This is a genomic window from Oleiagrimonas sp. MCCC 1A03011, assembly GCF_003267965.1.
Classification (GTDB): domain Bacteria; phylum Pseudomonadota; class Gammaproteobacteria; order Xanthomonadales; family Rhodanobacteraceae; genus Oleiagrimonas; species Oleiagrimonas citrea.
Genome location: NZ_MSPY01000007.1, coordinates 154991 through 177287 on the forward strand (window position 1 = coordinate 154991; position 22297 = coordinate 177287).

Here is a 22297-nt window from a genome sequence, read left to right on the forward strand (position 1 = left end):
CGGTCTCAGCCTCGGTCGGAACGGTTCCATTGCTGCATGAACACGGGTAGGCGCGCTGCTTCGATGGGGCGGCTGAAGAAGAATCCCTGTGCGTCGTCGGTGCCGATGCGCTCGAGGAATGCAAGCTGTTCCTCGGTCTCGACGCCTTCCGCCACCACCTTGAGCCCAAGGCTTTCCGCGATGCGCACGATGGCTTCGCAGATCGCGGTGTCCGCAGGTTGCACCGGGATGCCCTGCATGAACGTGTGGCTGATCTTGACGCTGTCGATCGGAAGGTGTCGCAGATAGTTGAAGGACGAATAGCCTTCGCCGAAGTCGTCGATCGTCAGGCGCACGCCCATCCGCTTCAGGGCGGTGAAGGTGTCCAGCGTATCCGGCGCCTCGTCGATCAGGATGCGCTCGGTCATTTCCAGTTCCAGCGCGTTGCCGGGCAGGTCATGCGCCTGCAGCGCGGCCTGCACGCTGTCGCTGAAGGTGCCGCTCAGCAACTGGCGGAAGGAGACGTTGACGGCGATGTGGTCGAGCTCCAGCCCCTGGTCGCGCCATTCGCGCAATTGCCGGCAGGCTTCCTTCACGACCCATGCGCCGATGCGCACGATTTCGCCCGAATTCTCCGCGTGGGGGATGAAGTCCGTTGGGGACACTTCGCCGAACTGGGGGCTGCGCCAGCGCAGCAGTGCCTCGGCACCGACGATGCGACGTTCGCGAAGCGAGACCTTGGGCTGGAAGGCCAGCCACAATTCGCCGTGATCGAGCGCCAGGCGTAGCTGCGATTCGATCTGGTTGCGCATGCCGAGGTGGTCGTTGAGGGTCTTGTCGAAGGCGCGGAAAGTGTGCCGTCCCCGGCGTTTGGCCTCATGCATCGCCGTGTCGGCATGCTGGATCAGCAGCTCGGCGCTGTCGCCGTGTTCGGGATGGCAGGCGATACCGATGGATGTGGTCAGTACGAAGGCTTCGCCCTCGAGCTCGAACGGTTGCTCGAAGGCCCGGATGATCCGTTGAGCGCAGGCGCGCGCTGCGTCGTCCTGCGCGCAGCGCGGCAACAGCACGATGAATTCGTCGTTGCCGTAGCGGCCGCAGCGCGCATGGCCTTCGCAGCACATGCGCAGACGCTCGGCGGTCGCGAGCAGCAGGCGGTCGCCGGCATGGTGACCCAGCATGTCGTTGAGGATCTTGAAGCGGTCGAGGTCGATGTACAGCACCGCGGGCCCGATTCCGGGCTCGGCGGCGGCGAGGGCGTCCCGGGTCGCTTCGAGCATGGTGTCGCGGTTGGGCAGTCGGGTCAGCGAATCGATGCGTGCCTGCTTGCGCATGTGCTCGGCCGACACGCGCAGTTGCCGTTCGGCCTCGACGCGGGTGCTGATGTCACGCGCCACCGCGACGACGCGGTGCTGGCCGGCATCGAGGAACACATTGGAATGAACCTCTACCGGAAAGGTCGTGCCGTCGGCACGCCGATTGACGCCGACCACGCTGAAGGTTCGGTCCACGCCGTGCGTGCGCATGACCGCCGTCATGTGATCCTCGGGAAGATTCGGGTTGAGGTCGCGGACGTTCATGCCGCGCAGGGCATGCAGCGGGTATCCGAAGGTGCGCACGGCGGCGGCATTGGCATCGACGATGTCGCCGCGCGTGTCGTGAAGGGTCACGGCATCGGGCACGGCATCCAGCAGCGTGCGATAGCGGGCGGCATGGTCCGCGCTGGTTTTCGTCTGTCCGGAATTCGAATTCGGATCAAGTGAATCCGCCTGCGCGACGCTGGAAGCGTCGTGCTCGTGCGATACAGCGCGATCCTCGTCTGAAGGCTTCTTGCGCATCCATGGTGCCGGTGCAACCCACGGCCCCCTTGCCATGTGGGAGTCATCAGTCTAGCACCACTTTCACGCTTGCGGCATCATGAATGAGTTGGCACTGATTTCTTCAGAATCAGTGGCTTGCGATGGCTTTCGCCACGCGGCTCGATGTGCTTCGTCCGAGCTCGGCCGACAGCCACAGGCCCGTCTGTGCGAGTGCTTCCAGGTCGACGCCGGTGGCGATGCCCATGCCCTCGAGCATGTAGACCACATCCTCGGTGGCGACATTGCCGGTCGCGCCCTTGGCGTAGGGGCAGCCACCGGTGCCGGACACTGCGCTGTCGATCACGGCGACGCCTTCCTCCAGGCAGGCATGGAGGTTCGCCAGCGCCTGGCCATAGGTGTCGTGGAAGTGCACGGCAAGAGCCTGCATGGGCACGGCCTCGGCGACCGCGCGGAGCATGGAACGGGCCTTTTCCGGCGTGCCCACGCCGATGGTGTCGCCCAGCGAGACCTCATAGCAGCCCAGCGCATGCAGTCGCTCGGCGACACGCACCACGTCGGCAACCGGCACCTCACCCTGATAGGGACAGCCAAGCACGGTGGAGACATAGCCGCGGACCTTCACGCCGTCCGCATGCGCGCGTTCCAGCACTGGAAGAAAGCGTTCGATGGACTCGTCGATGCTGGCGTTGATGTTCTTGCGGTTGAACGCCTCGCTGGCTGCGCTGAACACGGCGATTTCGGTCACGCCGACTTCGCGGGCGCGGTCGTAGCCTTTTTCGTTCGGCACCAGCACCGGATAGCCGACGCCCTCGCGCTTGGCGATGCCGGTGTAGACCTCGGCCGCATCGGCCAGCTGCGGCACCCATTTCGGACTGACGAAGCTGGTCGCCTCGATGGTCTGCAGGCCGCAGGCCGAGAGACGGTCGATCAGCTCGATCTTGGTCGCGGTGGGGACGATGGTCTTCTCGTTCTGCAGACCATCGCGGGCGCCGACCTCGACGATGCGCACGGAAGCGGGCAGGGACATCGGTCTACTCCTCGGCCTCGAATTGCACCAGCAGGGCGTCGGCCTCGACGAATTCGCCCTCGCTGGCGGAGATGGTCTCGATGCGGCCTGCGCGCGGTGCCTTCAGGGACAGCTCCATCTTCATGGCCTCCATCACCAGCAGTTCGTCGCCTTCGGACACCGTGTCGCCCTCGGCGGCCTTGACCAGCACGATGCGACCGGGCATCGGCGCGATCACGCGGTTACCGCCGCCGGCTTCCTCGCCGCCGAACTGGAAGGCCGGCGCGTGCTCGAAGACGTGGCGCTGTCCTTCTGCGTGCAGCACCGCGCGACCGTTCTCCAGTCGCAGCGGAAGCCGGTGCGCGACGCCGTCGAGGTGGAAGGTCAGCACGTCGTCGACCAGACATGCGTGCTCGATGCACGACGTGCGCCCTTCGGCGTCGGTCAGGCGGTAGGCGCCGTCGTGGCCGTGCGCCTCGATCTCGATGCGCTCGCCGCGATGCAGCAGTGCGACGATGCGCTTGCCGGCATGGCCAATGCGCCAGGCGTCCGCGCGCGCCCACGGCGAATGCGGGTCCGCGTTCGCCGTGCGGCCGGCGGCGCGGCATTCGTCTTCCAGGAGCATGGCCGCGGCGGCAGCTTGCAGGGCCAGTGCGGGGACGGACGCATCGGTAGCGAGGAATTCGTCCAGATGGCGATCGAGATAGCCGGTATCGATGCTCCCCTCGACCACGCTGGGGTGACGCGCCAGGCGTTCGAGGAAGGCAACGTTCGATTTCGGTCCCGTGATGTCGCAGTCGGCCAGCGCCGCGCGCAGGCGCTGCAGCGCGCGCGGACGATCGCTGTCGTGCACGATCAGCTTGGCGATCATCGGATCGTAGAAGATCGTCACGGCGTCGCCTTCGACCACGCCGCTGTCGAGCCGCACGTGCTCGGAGACGGGCGGTAGGTGCAGGCGTTGCAGGCGGCCGGAGCCGGGCAGGAAGTTCTGTTCCGGGTCCTCGGCGTACAGCCGCACTTCGATGGCGTGACCGTTCGCCTCGATCTGCTCCTGCGCCAGCGGCAGCGGTTCACCGGCGGCCACGTGCAGCTGCCATTCGACCAGATCGAGTCCCAGTGTCATCTCGGTGACCGGGTGCTCGACCTGCAGGCGCGTGTTCATTTCCATGAAGTAGAAATCGCCGTCCGCGCCGACGATGAATTCCACCGTGCCCGCGCCGACGTAGTCGACGGCCCTGGCGGCGGCGATCGCCGCCTCGCCCATCGCCGCACGACGTTCGGGCGTGAGGAACGGCGAGGGCGTTTCCTCCAGTACCTTCTGGTAGCGGCGCTGGGCGGAGCATTCGCGTTCATTGAGGTGGACGATGCGGCCGTCGTGGTCGCCGAAGATCTGGAACTCGATGTGACGCGGATGCTCGACGTAGCGCTCCAGGATCACGCGCGCGTCGCCGAAGCCGCTCTGCGCCTCGCGCTGCGCCGCGCCCAGCGCGTCGGCGAAGTCCTTCTCCTCGCGCACGATGCGCATGCCCTTGCCGCCGCCGCCGGAGGCCGCCTTGATCATCAGCGGGAAGCCGGTCTTGCGCGCCTGTTCGGCCAGGTGGCCGGTGTCCTGGTTCTCGCCGTGGTAACCGGGCACCAGGGGCACGTCGTGCCGGCTCATCAGCGCCTTGGCCTCGGCCTTGGAGCCCATCGCGTCGATGCTTTCCGGTTTCGGGCCGATGAAGACGATGTCGGCCTCGGCGCAGGCACGCGCGAAGTCGGCGTTCTCCGAAAGGAAGCCGTAGCCGGGATGGATCGCTTCCGCGCCGGTCTGCTTGGCGGCTTCGAGGATGGCCTCGGCGCGCAGGTACGAGTCGGCCGGGCGCGGTCCGCCGATGGGGCGGGCCATGTCGGCCTGCAGCACGTGCTGCGCGCCGGCGTCGGCCTCGGAATAGACTGCCACGGTCTCGATGCCCAGGCGACGGCAGGTGCGGATCACGCGGCAGGCGATCTCGCCGCGGTTGGCGATCAGGATGCGTCGAAACATTTACTCTCCTTCCCAGTAGTCGCGTGCGTCCGTGGCACGGCCGATATGGCGGAAGCGTGCTTCGCCGCCGGCGAAGGCGCCGAACTTCCCGGAATCGGGGTACTCGCACACTTCGACTTCGGCCATGGTGCTGACGGCCAGGTAGCGCAGTTCGGTGTCGCCGGTATTGATGATCTGATGCGCGGTTTCCGGCCCGCCGGGCGGGCAGGCGACGAGATCGCCCTGGCGCAGCGGATAGCGGTCCTCGCCCATGCGCAGCTCGCCACGGCCTTCCAGCACGAAGAACATTTCCTCTTCGCTGCGGTGGCTGTGGAACGGACAGTTGCGCTTGCCCGGTGCGACCACGGTGAGGTTGTAGCCGAGCTTCCTCGCGCCGATGCGGCTGGCGATTTCGCCCCAGCGCACGTCATAGCCGGGCGGCACGTCGGGCGACGGACCGTCGGACGCGTCGAGGCCGCGCAGCTGCACTTCGTCGAGATTGAGAATCGGTGAAGACATGGCCTCTCCCGGTGCCGGATCAATGCCAATGATGACAGACCGCCTCGATGACGTGCCCGTCGGGGTCGCGCACATAGGCTGCGTAATAGTGCGCGTGGTAGTGCGGACGCAATCCGGGTGCGCCGTGATCGATGCCGCCCGCAGTCAACGCTGCACGGTGGAACGCGTTCACGGCATCGCGGCTTTCGGCGCGGAAGGCGACATGCAGCCGACCTTGCACAGGGTCGCCGCAGCCGATCCAGAACACGGGTTTCTCCAAAGTGCCGAAACCCACGCCTCGATGACCATCTCCGTCGCTGCGATCCACGCTCGCGACTGGCGCCATGCCCAAGGGAGCCAGCACCTTCATGTAGAACGCACGGCTACGCGGCAGATCCGTCACGGCGAAGTCGACATGATCGATCATGCTCGGGACTTGCTCTCGCGCCAGGAGGCGCGGCGTTTCTCCAGGAAGGCGCCGAGACCTTCCTGGCCTTCCTCGCCGACACGCAGACGGGCGATCAGCTCGGCGTTCTCGGCATCCCGTTGCGCCGCTTCGCGTTCGTCCATGCCGCCCGTGCGCAGGGCCAGGCGCTTGGCCTCGCAGCGCGCCAGCGGACCGCCGCGGCGCATCGCCTCGAGGACCTTGTCGACGGCGTCGTCCAGCGCATCGGCCGGCACGCTTTCGTGCAGCAGGCCGATGGATGTCGCGCGCGCCGCGTCGAAGGTCTCGCCGGTCACGAACAGGCGGCGCGCATGGCGCAGGCCGATGGCGGCGAGGACGTAGGGCGAGATCGTCGCTGGCACCAGGCCGAGCTTGACCTCGGACAGACCGAAGCTGGCGTCCTCGCTGCCGATGGCGATGTCGCAGCAGGCGATCAGGCCGATGCCGCCGCCGAAGGCCGCGCCGTTGACGCGGGCGATGGTCGGCTTGGACAGGAAATTGAGCTGGCGCAGAAGCTGTGCCAGGCGCAGGGCGTCTTCCTTGTTCTCGGCCTCGCTGGCGTCGGCCATGCCGCGCATCCAACGGGTGTCCGCGCCGGCGCAGAAGCTGGGACCGGCGCCGGTGAGCAGCACGGCCTGCGCAGCCGGGTCGCGTTCGGCGGCTTCCAGCGCGTCGGTCAGCTCGGCGACCAGCGTGGCATTGAAGGCGTTGTGCAGCTCGGGACGATTGAGCGTGATGCGGGCCACGTCGTCGCGACGCTCCGTGACGAGGGTTTCGTACATGGCGCTGCGGCTCCTTCCTGACGGGTACAAGGCGCCCATGATAGCGGCCTCCGACGTTCGAGGCAGGGCCGTGACGTGTTGTCGCGCACTTCGCGAAGTGCACAAAGACGAGTTATAATGCGAACCATTCTTATTTTGGCTGGATGTCCGTGCAACTCTCCGATCTGCCGAAAGGTGCTCAGGCCGTGGTACACACCGTCGAAGACGCTCATCCCGATGACCTGATCGCGCGCCGATTGCGCGATCTGGGTTTCGTCGAGGGCGAGTCGGTGCGCGTGGTGGCGCGTGCGCCGCTGGGCGGCGACCCGATGCTGGTGCAGGTCGGCTACACGCGCTTTGCGCTGCGGCGCAACGAGGCATCCCGGGTGCGGGTGAAGGACGAGGTGACGGCATGAACGCGGCCAGCCTGCGCATCGCCCTGGTCGGCAACCCGAATTGCGGCAAGACGGCGCTGTTCAATCTGCTCACCGGCAGCCGGCAGAAGGTCGCCAACTACGCCGGTGTCACGGTCGAACGCAAGGAAGGCCGCATTCTGGCGCCATCCGGGCGCAACTATCAGCTGCTGGATCTGCCCGGCGCCTACAGCTTCGATGCCGCCAGCCCCGACGAGGCGATCACGCGCGACATCTGCAGCGGCGCGCATCCTGACGAGGAAGCGCCCGATCTGATCGTGTGCGTGGCCGACGCTACCAATCTGCGTCTGCATTTGCGTTTCGTGCTGGAAGTGCTGCGCCTGGGGCGTCCAGTGGTACTGGCCCTGAACATGATGGACGCGGCGCGTCGTCGCGGCATCCACATTGACACGGAAGAGCTGGAGCGCCGGCTCGGCGTGCCCGTGGTCGAGACCGTGGCCGTGCATCGTCATGGCGCGAAGGCGCTGATCGAGCATATCGAGACGCGCGAGCCGGAGTCGGCCGCACGTGAGGGCGCGGTCGATGACGACCGTGATCTTCATCAGCAGGTACGCGAGCTGATCGCCGCTGCGGTGCAGGTTCCGCCGATGGCCTCGCGCATCGACGATGCCATCGACCGCTGGGTGCTGCATCCCCTGTTCGGGCTGGCGATTCTCGGCGTGCTGATGTTCTTCATCTTCCAGGCGGTGTTCTCCTGGGCCGAGCCATTGATGAACGGCATCGATGCCGGCGTGTCCGGGTTGGGCGCGTGGGTGAGCGGGCTGCTGCCGGCGCACAGTGCACTGCACAGTCTGGTGCAGGACGGCATCTTCGGCGGCCTGGGCACGGTGCTGGTGTTCCTGCCGCAGATCCTGATCCTGTTCCTGTTCATTTTGGTGCTGGAGGAATCGGGCTATCTGCCGCGCGCGGCATTTTTGCTCGACCGGCTGATGTTCAAGGCCGGGCTGACCGGCCGTGCGTTCATTCCGCTGCTGTCGAGTTTCGCCTGCGCCATCCCCGGCATCATGGCGACGCGCTCGATCTCCGATCCGCGTGATCGCTTGACGACGATCCTGGTCGCGCCGTTGATGACCTGCTCGGCGCGTCTGCCGGTCTACACGCTGCTGATTGCCGCGTTCATTCCCAAGCACAGCGTGTTGGGCGTGTTCAATCTGCAGGGGCTGGTGCTATTCGCGCTGTATTTCGCCGGCATCCTGAGCGCACTGGCCGTGGCCTACGTGATGAAGCATCTGCGCCGCGACAAGAGCGAGCACGCGCTGTTGATGGAGCTGCCCGCGTACCGTTTCCCGCACGTGCGCGACGTCGCCTTCGGGCTGTGGCAGCGCGTGAAGATCTTCCTGCGCCGTGTCGGTGGCATCATCCTGTCGCTGACCGTGCTGCTGTGGTTCCTGTCCAGCTTTCCGGCGCCGCCGCCTGGCGCGACCGGACCGGCCATCGACTACAGCCTGGCCGGACGCCTCGGTCACGCGCTTCATCACGTGTTCGCGCCGATTGGCTTCAACTGGCAGATCTGCATTGCGCTGATCCCCGGACTCGCCGCGCGCGAGGTAGCGGTGTCCGCGCTGGGCACGGTGTACGCCATGTCCGGCACCGACGACGCGGTGGCCTCGCATCTGGGCGTGCTGATCGCGCACCAGTGGTCGCTGGCTACGGCGCTGTCGCTGCTGGCCTGGTACGTGTTCGCGCCGCAGTGCATGTCGACCCTGGCGGTGATCCGACGGGAAACCAATTCGTGGCGCAACGTGGCGCTGGCCGCGGGGTATCTGTTCGGTCTGGCCTACGTGGCGTCGTTGATCACCTATCAGATCGCGAGGTTGTTCACATGAGCTTCGCCATCGTGCAATTCCTGATTCTGGGCGCGCTGCTTCTGTACAGCGCGATCTTCGCCGCGCGCAAGCTGGCGCCCGAAGTCACACGGCGCCTGCTGGGCCGCGCTTCCGCCGCGCTCGATCATGCTTCCCGCAGCCGTCTGACGCGCCGCGTCGGTCGCTGGCTGCAGCCGGCCGAGGCTCGAAGCGGCGGGTGCGGCAGCGGTGATGGTTGCGGCACGTGCGGTGGATGTGCGCCGGCGCCGCAGATCGAATCGAGCGCACCGATGCCGCTGCATATCCGTCCGCATCGCCGGCGCTCCTGAGCCCGCCGCAGCACGTTTCCGCACGCGTTCGCGGAACTTGAAAGGCCCCGGCGCAGACTAAATATTCGACCTGCCGAATTTCCTTCGACACGAGATCGAATCATGCGTCGCATCCTTCTGTTCCTGGGTACGAACCTGGCCGTCCTGGTGCTGCTGAGCATCGTCGCCCATCTGTTTGGCGTCGATGTGTGGGCGGCTTCGCGCGGCTACGGCGGCATGGGGCCACTGCTGATCTTCGCAGCCGTGATCGGCATGGGAGGTTCGCTGATCTCGCTGGCGATTTCCAAGTGGATGGCGAAGATGTCCACCGGCGCGCGGGTGATCGAGCAGCCGTCCAGCGAAGCCGAGCAGTGGCTGCTGAACACAGTGCGCCAGCATGCACAGGCGGCCGGCATCGGCATGCCCGACGTGGCGATCTACGAGGCGCCGGAAATGAACGCGTTCGCTACCGGCGCCAGCCGCAATCATGCGTTGGTGGCGGTCAGCACGGGGCTGCTGCACGGCATGGACCGCGACCAAGTGTCGGCCGTGCTCGGCCACGAGATCGGCCACGTCGCCAATGGCGACATGGTGACGCTGGCGTTGATTCAGGGCGTGCTCAACACTTTCGTGATCTTCCTCGCGCGCATTGTCGGTCGCATGGTCGACAGCTGGCTCAGCGGCGGTCGCGACGATCGGGGCGGCGGCATCGGCTACTTCGTCATTGTGATCGTGCTGGAGATCATCTTCGGCCTGTTCGCATCGATGATCGTGATGGCGTTCTCGCGCTATCGCGAGTTCCGCGCCGATGCGGCCGGTGCACGACTGGCCGGACGCGGGCGCATGATTTCCGCGCTGGAGCGCCTGGGCGCCAGCTACGGCGAATCGACGCTGCCGAAGAACATGCAGGCCTTCGGCATCTCCGGCCACCTGGCCGGTGGCTTCAAGCGCCTGTTCATGAGCCACCCGCCGCTGGCCGAGCGCATAGAGGCCTTGCGCCGCGCAGGATGAGCGCGGATATCCTGCGCCGTCGCGCGGGGCGGCGGCGTTTCATTCTTCAATGCGCACGTTCATCGCTGGGATGTGCTGTGCACTCGTGGCAGGATGGCGCGCATCCACATGCAGGTCGAGCTTCTTCATGAAATTGCTTCTGGTCGAGGATTCCAGGCGTTTGCGTGAAACCGTGCAGCGCGGATTGCAGGCCGAGGGTTTCACGGTCGATGTCGCGATGGACGGTGCGGAGGGGCTCACGTTCCTGCGCACCTACGAGTACGAGTTGCTGGTGCTGGACCTGATGATGCCGCGCATGGACGGCATGGCAGTGCTGCGCGCGCTGCCCTCGCTGCCGCATCGTCCGAAGGTGCTGGTGCTGTCGGCGCGCGACCAAGTGACCGATCGTGTCGCCGCGCTCGACTCCGGTGCCGACGATTACCTGATCAAGCCGTTCGCCTTCGACGAACTGCTGGCGCGGCTGCATGCGCTGGCGCGCCGCCCGAGCCTGGCCCATGCGCCGGTGCTGGAAGTCGGACCGTTGCGCATCGATCTGCGTGCGCACCGCGTGGCGACCGAGGACGAGCACGAGTTGCCGCTGACGCCACGCGAGTTCGCCCTGCTTTCCTTGCTCGCGCGTAACCGGGGCAGGGTGTTCAGCCGTGGCGAGATTCTGGAGCGGGTGGCGGGAAGCGATTCGACCGCTTCGGATCGCAGCATCGAGGTGCTGGTCTTCGGATTGCGGCGCAAGCTCGACCAGGTTGCGCCCAAGGGCTTGATCGAGACCCGCCGCGGCGCCGGGTATCTGATCCAGTGATGTCCCGTCTGGACTCGATGGCCTCGCGCATTGCGCTGATGATCGGCGTGAGCATCGTTATTCTGCTCGGTCTCGCGGCCCTGACCATGGACCATCTCGTCGATGCCGAGATGGAACAGCGTTTCGATGCCAGTCTGCTGGCACAGGCGCGCGCGACCTCAGCATTGGTCGAGCTCGGACCGGACGGTCTGGACATGGACGAGCTGCAACGCATGCCGTCGCACCTTCTTCTCGGTGACACGCGCGCCCTGTACCAGATCCAGTGCGATGATGGGCAGGAGCTGAGCAGCGATCCGGCCCCCATCTACGTTCCACGGGGTTGGCAGGAGGGCGCGGACTCCGCCCCGGCGTTCGCGGATATCGATAGCGGGAGCGCGCAGCAACGTGCGGTGTGGTTCGCGTTCCGTCCCGCAGCCGCACGACGGGCCACGGGCGCGCAGCGTGCCCCAGTGCCCGAGTGCCGCATGCTGCTCATGCTGCCGCGTACGCAACTCGACAACATTCTGTTTGCCATCGACGGGATTCTGCTTATCACGCCGATGCTGGCCTTGATCGTGGCGCTGCTGATCTCGCCACTGCTCGTGCGCAAGGGGTTGCAACCGCTCTCGACACTGGCCGAATACATGCGCGACGTCGGCCCACAAGCCCCCCGTGAGCGCCTGCCGCAGAGTCGGACGCGTGAACTGGCGCCATTGACGCAGCGATTCAATGAAGTGCTGGCGCGGATGGACGAGGGCATGCAGCGCGAGCGGCGCTTCGCCAGCGCGCTCGCGCACGAGACGCGGACCCGGCTGGCGGAACTGCGCACGCTGGTAGACGTCGAACGCAGCTATCCCAGTGGGCGTTCGCTTTCCGAAGTGCTGGCCGACGCGAGTACGATCGGAGGCGAACTCGAAAATACGGTTTCGAGCTTGTTGCTGCTGACGCGGCTCGAAGCCGGCATCGAAAAACTCGAATGCGAGCGCGTCGACTTGAGCGCGCTGATCGTCGAGCAACTGAAGTCGTTGCAGGATGTGTTGCAGCAGCGCAACGTTCGTGTCGACGTGCAGGCCCATGCAAGCGGGGTGTTCCTGGACAGCGACGCTTCGCTGTTGCGCATCATCGTCGTGAATCTTCTGCGCAACGCGGCCGTCTATGCGCCAGAAGGGGCATGTATCGAGATTGCCTGGGGGAACTGCTGCATGCAGGTCATCAATGCGGCACCGGAACTGGATGCCGATGAAGTCGCACACCTGGGGCGCCGGCACTGGCGCAAGCATTCGGCGGACAACGAAGGCCATGCCGGCCTTGGTCTGAACCTGTCCGTGGCCGCGGCGCGGGCGCTGAACCTGCAGCTGACGTTCACGCTGGATGGAAGCCAGCGCCTGCATGCGATGCTGCGTTGGACCTCTTGAGCCTTACTTGAAGTGGTGCACGAATCCGACGCTGAACCCGCCGGGCAGCCATCCCAGAATCAGCGGACTCTTGCGATGCGAAGCCCAGATGCCGACGCCGACGCCCAGCGCCGCACCGGCCAGTACATCGGTCTGCCAGTGGCCGTGGGTCTTCATCCGCGCAACGGCGTCATAGGCCGGTAGCAGGGCTAGCGCGTAGACGGCCGGATGATCGCTTCCGTAGCGCACGATGAAGGGTGTCACCGCGCCGCTCAGGGCCGCGACTTCGCCGCTGGGGAAACTCTGGTATCCGCTGCCCTTGAAGAACTCGTTGGGGTTGTTGGTCTGTGACGGACGCTTGCGCTGGAAGGTCAGCTTGAGTCCGGCCGAACCCAGCGCCGAGAACGACATCGCGTCCAGCGAGCGCCAGAAGGTGTCGCCGAGCCGGCTCTGGTCGCCGAGTGCGAACGAGCCGCCGATCACGGTGACGATCATGGCGTACTGCAGATTCTTCTGGTTGCTTCGCTTCCAGATGCCGCTGTTGTCGTAATGCAGCTTGTGGTCGATGCCCAGCGGGCCGCCTCCGGCGTATGCGTTGGACAGCGGGAGCAGGCATGCCATTACCACGATGGCGGAGACGATGAATATGCGACGGGCCATGAAACGTTCTCCGTATGCGATTGTACGCGTCACGTGCATGCAGACTCGGGTAAAAGCATACTCGGATGCTTCGGCATCTGGATCATCCCGGTGACGATCAGCGTCCCGGGACGTGCAGCAGTCGAGTGCGCCGTTTCAGCGTGCGCAGGGTGACCTGGATGGCGGCCGCTATGGCGAAGGCCGTGATCCAGAACGTGTTGTGATGGGCCCAGTCGAGTGCCGACAGCTTGTCGATGAGCAGGCCGCGCGAGAGTTGCAGCACGAAGAAGGCCAGGCCGACGATGAATACACTGTTGTATTCGCGCCGCATGACGGTGCGCATACTGGGCCGGAGTTCGTTCGGTCTCCAGCGCAGCGGATTCGGCAGGAAGGCCGGGGTACGGTCGGCCCAGGCGCGCCAGGCCTCGCCGTGGGTCTGTGACAGGAAGCGATCCTCGCACGCCAGGATGCGCCGGATGTACAGCGCGTGTGCGAACTGGAACAGCAGCATGAACCACAGTGATCCGGTGGCCAGGGCGAAACCGGTCATGGTCCATGCGTTGGCCACGTACAGCGGATGACGCACCACGGAATACATGCCACGCGTATTGAGTTTGTCCGCGGACTGCTGGCGCGTGCTCCGGCGCGAGGTATCGGCGGGCACCATCGATACCGTGAGTGCACGCAGGAGCAATCCGCTGAGTGCGATGCAGAAGCCGGTCAGCGTGAGCGCATCAAGCGTGCGATGCGCGAGCGCATCGGCTGGCCAGCCCGGCCTCCAGATGGCCAGCACGAGGGCGGGAAGCAGCACGACGCCGACCAAACTGCGGCGATGGAAAAGCCAGGTACCCTGCCTTTCCAGTCGAGTTTCGGGGCGGTCTTGCGGTGCATTCATGCGGTGGACTCCAGGAGTCGGGTAGGACGCTCCGCGCGATGCGCGCGACGCAGACGGTCGACCCAGCGCGATGCCTGCTCGGCCACTTGGGCTCCGGATGAGCATGTCTGTGTGTCGATGGCGTGATTGGTGCCGCCGTAGGGTGCGTATTTGTCGCTGTTGTCGCGCGAGAACAGTCCCAGGGTCGGCGCACCGACCGCACTGGCGAGATGCATCACGCCGCAGTCCGCGCTGATGAAACCGTCCAGGTTGGCGAGCACGGCGGCCAGTTTCCGGAGGTTGCGCGAGTAGAACGGATGCGGCGTGCCCGGCAGCTGCGACAGGCCATGTTCGGCCAGGATGTCCACGATGCGGACATCCGGGTGCCGTTGGCGCAGGACGGCCATGAACTCTTGCCACCATGTTTCCGGGTAGCGCTTGTCGCCGGTGGCATTGGCAAAAATGCCGAGCACGGGACGCGTGTCGGTGCTGTCCGCGGGTTGCTCGAGAATGGCATTGAGCACGACCTTGCCACGGTTGCGCTCCATCGGTTCCAGTCCGACGTTCAAGGATGGCCAGGATTGCGCGCGAGTCATGCCTCGCGCCACGCGCAGCAGGTGCACGTTGCGCAGCGCGAAATGCGTGGGGCAGGACTGGTGATACGCCGCGAGCGGCGAACCGTTCTCGGCGGCGTAGGGGAATCCGATCTTGAAACGCGCCGTGCAGGCGCCCAGCAGCAAGCGCCCCATGTTCGACTGCAGGCAGGCATCGATGGCCAGGTCGTAGCGTTCGCGAACCACGCTTCGCACCAGGCGGATCGAATGCAGCGGGCGGCGCGGAATCCGGCGCGGGAGGCTGATGATGCGCCGCACCTGGAAGCGGGTGCGGAACAGGGTCTCGGCCGCGCATCCGGCGCTGAGAATGTCGATCTCGGCGCCGGGATACATTGTCTCCAGTTCGCGCAGCAGCGGGCTGATCAGCACCGTGTTGCCGAGCCGGTGATTGGGGCGACACACCAGAATCCGGTGGATGCCGTGCTCGGGGAGTCCTCCCGGTGCGCACAGCTGGGCATCGATGGCGCGCAGGCGGCGGCCAAGCAGATGGGCGAGGATCTTGCGGCGTTCCTTTTCCGCGCGACCGATAAACGCGCTGCCCTGGTTGGCCGGCAGCATCGGATGCAGTACGTATTCGCGCATGAGTCACGTAAGGCGACGAGTTTGCGCAAGGCTAGGCGGGCACCCTTAGAGCCGCCTTAGCGGATGTATGCATTGCGTTATCGTTTTATCGTCGCGCCTCCTGGCGACGCGTGAGCCATGCGTGCAGGGCCGGCATGACCAGAAGCACCAGCGGCACCTGCACCAGCATGCCGGCGATGATGGCGACGGCCAGCGGCTGCTGCATCTGCGCGCCGCGTCCCAGCGCCAGGGCCAGTGGCGCCAGGGTCAGGATGGCGGCGATGGTGGACATCAGGATCGGTCGCATGCGATGGCGGCCGGCGTACTGGCGCGCCGCATTCGTGTCCATTTCGCAGCGGGCGTCCTCGTATTCCGAGAAGTAGAAGATGGCCAGTTCCGTGACGATGCCGACGATCATGGTCATGCCCATGATGGCGCTGATGTTGAGCTGGATGCCGGTCACCCACAGGCCGATGAACACCATCGACAGCGCCAGTAGCGGCATGGCGAGGATCGACAGCGCCACGCGGAAGCTCTCGTACAGGAACAGCAGCAGGGTAAACACCAGGGCGATGGCCGCGATCAGTACCAGCGAGAGGTCGTGGAAGGCCTTCTGCTGCTGCGCGTAGAGTCCGCCGAGTTGGTAGTACATGCCGTTCGTCACCATGCCCGGACGCGCCAGTACGTGTTTGACGTCGGCGATGGTCGAGCCCAGCCCGCGTCCGCTGATGCGCGCGGTGACCGCGACCATGCGCTTGAGGTTGTCGCGCTCGATCTCCGGTTGGCCGGTCACCACGCGGATATGCGCCAGCTCGGAAAGCGGACGCACGTGTCCGTGCGCGCCGCGGATCGGCAGGTCCTGCAGCTGCTCGACGCGGTGATGATCGCGGCGCGGCAGCCACACGCGCACGCCGACCATCTTCGGTCCTCGCGGCAGTTCCGCCGCCACCGTGCCGGCGATGGCGCGATGGACCTGGGCGGTGACCTGGTCCGGTGTCAGGCCGAGCAGCGCGGCGCGGTCGGCGTCCACGTGCACGTCCAGCGCGTCGCCGGCGGGATTGATGCCGTTGCGCACGTCGACCACGCCCGGCACGCTGCCGAGGGCCTTGGCGACGCGCCGGGCCGTGCTCGAAAGCTCCTGTGGACGGTCCCCGAACAGCTTGATTTCAATGGGTTGGGGGACCTCGGTGAGGTCGCCGATGAGGTCTTCCATCAGCTGCGAAAGTTCAATGTCGAGCCCGGGAACCTTGTGTTCGATACGGGTTCGGATCTGCTCCATCACCGCCTCGGCCGAGGGCCGGTTGCCGTCCTTGAGGCGGACGAAGAAGTCGCCGGTGTTGGCCTCGGTCAGACCGCCACCGAGCTGCAGTCCGGTGCGCCGGGAATAGGTCGACACGTAGGGATTGGCACGGATGATCTGCTCCACCTGGTCGAGCAGGCGGTTGGTCTCGGTCAGCGACGTGCCGGGTGGAGACATGTAGTCGAGGATGAAGCCGCCTTCGTCCATCTGCGGCATGAATCCGGTACTGACCCGGGTGTAGGCCAGGCCACCCAGCGCCAGCAGCGGCAGTACGGCGATCAGGATCAGTGCCGGACGGCGGACCAGTCGGTCGAGCAGTCTTGCATAGCCGGACTGCAGGCGGCGGGTGAGGCGGTTGGGTTCGGGTTCGTGGGCGTGCCGCTCGTCGATCAGCCAGCCGGCCAGCAGCGGCACCGCGACCCAGTTCAGTACCCAGGAGATCACCAGGGCGCTGGCCATGGTCAGCGACAGCGCCTTGAAGAAGGCGCCGGTCACGCCGGAGAGGAACGTCAGCGGCAGGAAGATGATCACCGTGGCGGCGCTCGACCCGGTCAGCGGCCGGGTGAACTCCCAGGCCGCGCCGGCGATGCGTTCGTGGACATGGCCCGTGCCGTCGCGCAGCCGACGCATGATGTGCTCCAGCATCACCATGACGTCGTCCACGATCAGGCCGACGGCGGCGGCCATGCCGCCCAGCGTCATCATGTTGAAGCTCATGTGCAGCACCGACAGCAGCAATGCCGTCACGGCCAGCACTGCGGGCACCACGATCATGGCGATCAGGATCACGCGCGCATTGCGCAGGAAGGCCAGCAGCACCAGTCCGGCGAGGACGATGCCGATGCCGATGGCGTCGCGCACGCTGGCCGCGGCGCCCTTGACCAGCTGCGTCTGGTCGTACCAGTTGGCGATCTTCACATGCGGGGGCAGGGCATAGCCGGCCAGGCGCTTCTTCACCGCGCGCGCGATCTGGACGCTGTTGCCCGAGGGTTGCTGATAGACCTGCAGCAGCACCGCATCGTGTCCGTCAGCGTTGACGCGTATCCACTGCGGCACGTGGCCGAGCCGGATCGAGGCGACATCGCCCAGATGCACCAGGCCGTCGTCACCGTGCTTGACCACGATGCCGCGCAGCTTGCTCAGGCTCCCGGGCTGGTTGTCGGCCAGCAGCAGGAACAGCTTGTAGTGATCCTGAATGCGGCCCATGGCGCGGATGGTGGCGGCCTGGGACACCGCCCGGTCCAGGTCGGATAGCGTCAGGCCGTGGGCGCGTAGCCGCTTCAGGTCGACGTCGACATGGTATTCCCCGATGGTGCCGCCCTGGACACCGACCTGGGCCACGCCCGGAATGCCTGACAGCAGCGGTCGCAGCTGATAGGCAGCCAGGTCGTGCAACTGGCTCGGCGAAAGCGTGTCCGAGCGCAGGCTGTAGGCCAGGATCGGATACGTCACCGGGTCCATGCGTTCGGTCGAGACGCGCGTGGCCGAGGGCAGGTCGGGCAGCGTCTGCGAGACGGCGGCATTGACGTTCAGCAGCGCGCGGCCCATGTCCGCGCCCCAGTCGAAGCGCACCTGGATCTCGGCGCTGCCGCGGCTGGTGGTCGAGCGCACGTCGCGCACGCCACGCACGTTGCGTACGGCATTCTCGATGGGTGTCGTCACCTGCACCGCCATCTGCGTGGCGGGGCGGTCACCAGCGTCCAGGGTAATGCGCACGCGCGGGAACGAGACGTCGGGGAACAGCGAGACCGGCATGCGGAAGGCCGCCATCAGTCCGCCCAGCGTCAGCATCAGCGCCATGAACATCAGCGCGCGCTGATGTCGGCGCATCCACATCGTCACTTTCATGGTTTGGCCTTGCGCACCGCGTCGCCGTCGGAAAGCTCATAGGCGCCCATGACGATGACCGGCAGGTCGGGTTGCAGCTTTCCGTGCACGCCGATGGTGTCGCCGTGGGGCTGCACCACCGTCACGTTCACGCGCCGGGCGTGTCCCTTGAGGTCCTGGAACAGGTAGCTGTCGTGGCCGTGATGCAGCACGGCCGCGCGCGGCACGGCCCAGGCGGGATAGTGCCGGGTCTGGATTCGCCCGGACACCGGGCTGCCCGCGACCAGTTTCGCGGCCATCGCGGCGGGGATGGTCACGCGGACCGGCACCAGTCCGGACGCGGGATCGATGGCGTGACCGACCATGTCGACGGTACCCATGGTGTGCACGGAAGCATCGTAGACCTTCGTCAGTTTCACCGGCATGCCGGCCTGCACGGCATCGACATGGTCCGGCTGCACGCCGAGCCGTGCCTCCAGTCCGCACGAGGGGGAAAAGTCCATCAGCGGCGCGTTGGCGGCTACGCGATCGCCACGCTCTGCGTGCAGGGTCGTGATCACGCCATCGGCGGGCGCACGCAAATCGTAGGTGCGGCGATCGTTGCCCAACGCGCGCTGGGCCTGGAGTGCGGCCTGGGCATCGGTCAGGGCGTTCTGCGCGGCGGCCAGCTGTTCGCGAGTGGCCAGGTGCTGTCCGGCCAGGCGTCGGGTGCGTTGCAGGTTTGTCTTCGCCAGTTTCAGAGCGGACAGGGCCTTGTGCCAGTCCGCACGCGCGGAGGGATCGGTTGCCATACGCAGCAACACCTGCCCCTTGTGCACGGGCTGACCAGCCGATACCGGCAGCGCTGTCACCTGACCGCCGTGTCCCAGACTCAGACGCTGCAGTTGGCTGCTGTCGGCAATGGCCGTGCCCCATCCGGCGAGGTCGTCATGGAATGTACGCTGGACCGGCTGCACGGTGGTGATGGCGACGCTGGAGGCATGCGCCGAGTTATCGGGTGCATGGCTGCAGCCGGCCAGAAGCACCAGCAACAAGCTCGGCGCGAGGCGTGAGAGAGACACGTTCATGATGAGCGGTTCCCGGTTTTCGGGGAGGGGGTATCCGGCGTCGTCGCATCGGTCCAGTCGCCGCCGAGCAGAGTCTCCAGCGCGATCGATGCCTTGGCGCGCTGTCGACGCAGGCGGTTCATCTGCAGATCGGCCTGCAGGGCGCTGGCACGGATGGCGAGCCAGGTCGGCCAGTCCAGTGCGCCGCTGCGCCAGTTTTCCGTGGCGGATCGTTCAGCGCGATCCATGCGGTGTGCATGCTCCGCGGCAGCGTCGATCTGTCCGCGCAGCGTGTGCAGAGCGGCGACCAATCGGTGCACGTCGTTGCGTGTGGCCAGCAGGCGCGCCCGGTACGCATCGGCCAGTGCCTGACGAGTGGCGCGCGTCACGGCAATGCGTCCGCGGTTGCCGTCGAACAGGGGCAGCGTCAGGCCGATGCTGAAGCCATGGGTGTGCACGTTGCTGGTGTCGCGCGCACGGTTGAAGCCCACCTGGATGTCGGGGAACTGTCCGAGAATCGCCGCGCGTACCCTGGCTTCCTGCGCCGCGTAGCCGGCTTTCAGCGCCAGCAGGTCCGGGCGGCGTCGGGCCAGGTCTTTCTCGGCGTGCGCGACCTGCGCGGCCGAGGGGCGTGGCTGCCAGTCCGGACCGGTCAGGCGCAGCGGGGCGTCTGGCGCGAGGCCGAGCAATCCGCGCAGGTCGGATTCGGCCTGGTCGAGCTGCCTTGACGTGTCGGCGAGCTGGTTGCGCACCTGGGCCGTGGCGTCCAGTCCGGCGCTGGCGCCGGCGTAGTCGAGGTCGCCCGAGCGCAGCGCCTTCTGGATGCTTGCGTCGAGGCCGCGCAGCGCGGTGAGCTCACGCTGCAATCGGTGCTGCTGTGCACGCAGGGCATGTACCTGATCGAACAACAGACGGGCGTGGGCGATGGTCTGCCATTCCGCCCAGAGCAATCGCAGACGAATCTGACGCTGGCTCGCACGGGCGCTGGCGACCCGAGCCGAACGCGTCAGCAGCGGTCCGAGGTCGTAGCTCAGACCCAGGCTGTAGGCGCTGCTCACGTCCGCATTGGGGTTGCCCAGCATGTCTCGGCTGGCGGCAAGCTGCGGATCGGGCAGCAGGCCGGCTTCGAAGGCCTGGGCACGACCGATGTCGAGCCGATCGCGCAGGGTCCTTAGCCGCGGATTGTTGACCACGGCCAGCATGGCCGTTTCGGTGACATCCAGTCCGTTCGAGGGGTCGAAACGGTGCGAGCGCAGTGCCGGCATCGGCATGCGTGCAGCGGGTACCTCGAGTGCGGAGGCATTCTGCGCCGCGGGACGGGGATGAAGCGGTTGCGGGCGGTAGATCGCGCAACCGGCGAGCGCCGTCAAGACGCATCCACTGAGCAGATGCGCAACTCGACGCGCTTTGTACCGGACGAGGACGGCCGGTACGCGGCGGGGGGATAACCAGGGCATGCCTACACGCTAATGCGAACCACTTAGTTTCGCCTTAGCGATTTGGCGCGATCACATACGGAACACACCGTAGCGCTGGGGCTCGATCGGCGCGTTCATCGATGCGGAGATCGCCAGGCCCAGCACGCGACGCGTGTCGGCGGGGTCGATCACACCGTCGTCCCACAGTCGGGCGCTGGCGTAATAGGGATGGCCCTGGCGTTCGTACTGCTCGCGGATCGGCGCCTTGAACTGCTCTTCCTCGTCCGCGCTCCACTCGCCGCCGCGCGTCTCGATGCCGTCGCGCTTGACCGTCGCCAGCACGCTGGCAGCCTGCTCGCCGCCCATCACGCTGATGCGCGCGTTGGGCCAGGTCCACAGGAAGCGCGCGCCGTAGGAGCGCCCGCACATGGCGTAGTTGCCGGCGCCGAAGCTGCCGCCGATGATGACGGTGAACTTGGGCACGTGCGAGCAGGCCACGGCGGTGACCATCTTGGCGCCGTCCTTGGCGATGCCGGCGTTCTCGTACTTCTTGCCGACCATGAAACCGGTGATGTTCTGCAGGAACACCAGCGGCACGTTGCGCTGGTTGCACAGCTCGATGAAGTGCGCGCCCTTGAGTGCGCTCTCGGCGAACAGAATGCCGTTGTTGGCGACGATACCGACCGGGTAGCCGTGGATGTGCGCGAAGCCGCACACCAGGGTCTTGCCGTAGCGCGCCTTGAACTCGTGGAACTCGGAGCCGTCGACGATGCGCGCGATCACCTCGCGGATGTCGAATGGGCGGCGCGTGTCCTGCGGGATCACGCCGTACAGTTCCTCGGCGGTGAACTTCGGCTCGACCGGTTCGCGCACGGCCAGCGGCATACTCTTCGTGCGGTTGAGGCTGGCGACGATGTCGCGCGCGATGGACAGGGCATGCGCATCGTTCTCGGCGAAGTGGTCGGCCACGCCGGATTGCGACGTGTGCACGTCGGCGCCGCCCAGCGCCTCGGCGTCGACTTCCTCGCCGGTGGCGGCCTTCACCAGCGGCGGGCCGCCGAGGAAGATGGTGCCCTGTTCGCGCACGATGATGGTCTCGTCGCTCATCGCCGGCACGTAGGCGCCGCCGGCCGTACACGAACCCATCACCACGGCGACCTGCGGGATGCCCAGCCCGGACATGCGCGCCTGGTTGTAGAAGATGCGGCCGAAGTGCTCCTTGTCCGGGAACACCTCGTCCTGCAGCGGCAGGAAGGCGCCGCCGGAATCGACCAGGTAGATGCAGGGCAGGCGATTTTCCAGCGCCACTTCCTGTGCGCGCAGGTGCTTCTTCACCGTCATCGGGAAGTAGGTGCCGCCCTTGACCGTGGCGTCATTGGCGACGATCACCACTTCCTGGCCGTGTACCCGGCCGATGCCGGTGACCACGCCGGCGGCCGGCGCGGCGTCGTCGTACATGCCGTGCGCGGCGAAGGCGGACAGTTCCAGGAACGGGGCGCCCGGGTCGAGCAGGGCGCGGATACGCTCGCGCACCAGCAGCTTGCCGCGGTCCAGGTGCTTGGTGCGCGCCCGCTCGCCGCCACCCTGGGCGACGCGATCCAGTTGCTGCTTCAGGTCGTCGACCAGCGCGCCCAGCGCCGCGGCGTTGTCGCGGAAGTCGTCCGAGCGTGGGTCGATGCGGGATTCGAGAATGGGCATGGAAGGTCCGTTGGCTGCATCAGCGAAGCGTCCATGATACGGGTCGCGCGGTCCGCTTCCAAAAGCACTGCGCCCGGAT

Annotated in this window: 19 protein-coding genes; 6 read left to right on the forward strand and 13 right to left on the reverse strand. The window is 66.5% G+C overall.

Going from position 1 to position 22297, the window contains the following annotated elements:
- Window positions 1-5: 5 nt before the first annotated feature.
- From BTJ49_RS13470 to BTJ49_RS13495, 6 genes are all read right to left on the reverse strand, one after another.
- Window positions 6-1817 (reverse strand): EAL domain-containing protein, encoded by a 1812-nt coding sequence (locus BTJ49_RS13470; RefSeq protein WP_304598396.1) that lies wholly within the window; start codon window positions 1815-1817, stop codon window positions 6-8.
- 109 nt (window positions 1818-1926) lie between these two features.
- Window positions 1927-2826, reverse strand: a complete 900-nt coding sequence (locus BTJ49_RS13475; RefSeq protein WP_113065930.1) for a hydroxymethylglutaryl-CoA lyase — start codon at window positions 2824-2826, stop codon at window positions 1927-1929.
- Window positions 2827-2830: 4 nt separating this feature from the next.
- Complete coding sequence (locus BTJ49_RS13480; RefSeq protein ID WP_113065931.1) at window positions 2831-4831, reverse strand: biotin carboxylase N-terminal domain-containing protein; 2001 nt, start codon at window positions 4829-4831, stop codon at window positions 2831-2833.
- Window positions 4832-5329, reverse strand: a complete 498-nt coding sequence (locus tag BTJ49_RS13485; protein WP_113065932.1) for a cupin domain-containing protein — start codon at window positions 5327-5329, stop codon at window positions 4832-4834. It abuts the gene before it with no gap.
- A gap of 19 nt (window positions 5330-5348) precedes the next feature.
- Window positions 5349-5735, reverse strand: coding sequence for a VOC family protein (locus tag BTJ49_RS13490; RefSeq protein ID WP_113065933.1), 387 nt, complete (start codon window positions 5733-5735; stop codon window positions 5349-5351).
- The gene (locus BTJ49_RS13495) at window positions 5732-6535 is read right to left on the reverse strand and encodes an enoyl-CoA hydratase-related protein (RefSeq protein WP_113065934.1); all 804 of its coding nucleotides are present in this window, start codon (window positions 6533-6535) and stop codon (window positions 5732-5734) included. Before BTJ49_RS13495 ends, BTJ49_RS13490 begins: the two co-directional genes overlap by 4 nt.
- A gap of 149 nt (window positions 6536-6684) precedes the next feature.
- Between BTJ49_RS13495 and BTJ49_RS13500 the strand changes: the two genes are divergently transcribed.
- The 6 genes from BTJ49_RS13500 to BTJ49_RS13525 all read left to right on the forward strand — a co-directional run bounded on the left by BTJ49_RS13500 (window position 6685) and on the right by BTJ49_RS13525 (window position 12262).
- Window positions 6685-6930 (forward strand): FeoA family protein, encoded by a 246-nt coding sequence (locus tag BTJ49_RS13500; RefSeq protein WP_113065977.1) that lies wholly within the window; start codon window positions 6685-6687, stop codon window positions 6928-6930.
- A complete protein-coding gene (locus tag BTJ49_RS13505; protein WP_113065935.1) occupies window positions 6927-8774 on the forward strand; it encodes a ferrous iron transporter B in 1848 nt (615 codons plus the stop codon). The genes BTJ49_RS13500 and BTJ49_RS13505 overlap by 4 nt, the downstream gene beginning before the upstream one ends.
- Window positions 8771-9082: a DUF6587 family protein gene (locus BTJ49_RS13510; RefSeq protein ID WP_113065936.1), complete on the forward strand. Its 312-nt coding sequence runs from the start codon at window positions 8771-8773 to the stop codon at window positions 9080-9082. Before BTJ49_RS13505 ends, BTJ49_RS13510 begins: the two co-directional genes overlap by 4 nt.
- Before the next feature lie 102 nt (window positions 9083-9184).
- Complete coding sequence (gene htpX / locus BTJ49_RS13515) at window positions 9185-10072, forward strand: protease HtpX (RefSeq protein WP_113065937.1); 888 nt, start codon at window positions 9185-9187, stop codon at window positions 10070-10072.
- A 127-nt stretch (window positions 10073-10199) separates the two neighbouring features.
- On the forward strand, window positions 10200-10868 hold the full coding sequence (locus BTJ49_RS13520) for a response regulator transcription factor (RefSeq protein WP_113065938.1): 669 nt from the start codon (window positions 10200-10202) through the stop codon (window positions 10866-10868).
- Window positions 10868-12262 (forward strand): ATP-binding protein, encoded by a 1395-nt coding sequence (locus BTJ49_RS13525; protein WP_113065939.1) that lies wholly within the window; start codon window positions 10868-10870, stop codon window positions 12260-12262. The genes BTJ49_RS13520 and BTJ49_RS13525 overlap by 1 nt, the downstream gene beginning before the upstream one ends.
- 3 nt (window positions 12263-12265) lie before the next feature.
- Here the strand turns inward: BTJ49_RS13525 and BTJ49_RS13530 are convergent, their stop codons facing one another.
- The 7 genes from BTJ49_RS13530 to BTJ49_RS13560 form a co-directional block, all read right to left on the reverse strand.
- Window positions 12266-12862 carry a phosphatase PAP2 family protein gene (locus BTJ49_RS13530; RefSeq protein ID WP_113065978.1) on the reverse strand — a complete coding sequence of 199 codons (597 nt, stop codon included), beginning with the start codon at window positions 12860-12862 and terminating at the stop codon, window positions 12266-12268.
- 136 nt (window positions 12863-12998) lie between these two features.
- Window positions 12999-13775 (reverse strand): isoprenylcysteine carboxylmethyltransferase family protein, encoded by a 777-nt coding sequence (locus BTJ49_RS13535; protein WP_168184752.1) that lies wholly within the window; start codon window positions 13773-13775, stop codon window positions 12999-13001.
- Window positions 13772-14950, reverse strand: a complete 1179-nt coding sequence (locus tag BTJ49_RS13540) for a glycosyltransferase family 9 protein (protein WP_113065941.1) — start codon at window positions 14948-14950, stop codon at window positions 13772-13774. Before BTJ49_RS13540 ends, BTJ49_RS13535 begins: the two co-directional genes overlap by 4 nt.
- Before the next feature lie 85 nt (window positions 14951-15035).
- Window positions 15036-18077 carry an efflux RND transporter permease subunit gene (locus BTJ49_RS13545; protein ID WP_113065942.1) on the reverse strand — a complete coding sequence of 1014 codons (3042 nt, stop codon included), beginning with the start codon at window positions 18075-18077 and terminating at the stop codon, window positions 15036-15038.
- On the reverse strand, window positions 18074-19123 hold the full coding sequence (locus BTJ49_RS13550; protein ID WP_113065943.1) for an efflux RND transporter periplasmic adaptor subunit: 1050 nt from the start codon (window positions 19121-19123) through the stop codon (window positions 18074-18076). Before BTJ49_RS13550 ends, BTJ49_RS13545 begins: the two co-directional genes overlap by 4 nt.
- Window positions 19120-20472: a TolC family protein gene (locus BTJ49_RS13555; RefSeq protein WP_240601836.1), complete on the reverse strand. Its 1353-nt coding sequence runs from the start codon at window positions 20470-20472 to the stop codon at window positions 19120-19122. Before BTJ49_RS13555 ends, BTJ49_RS13550 begins: the two co-directional genes overlap by 4 nt.
- A 138-nt stretch (window positions 20473-20610) precedes the next feature.
- Complete coding sequence (locus tag BTJ49_RS13560; RefSeq protein ID WP_113065945.1) at window positions 20611-22218, reverse strand: carboxyl transferase domain-containing protein; 1608 nt, start codon at window positions 22216-22218, stop codon at window positions 20611-20613.
- Between the last annotated feature and the right edge of the window lie 79 nt (window positions 22219-22297).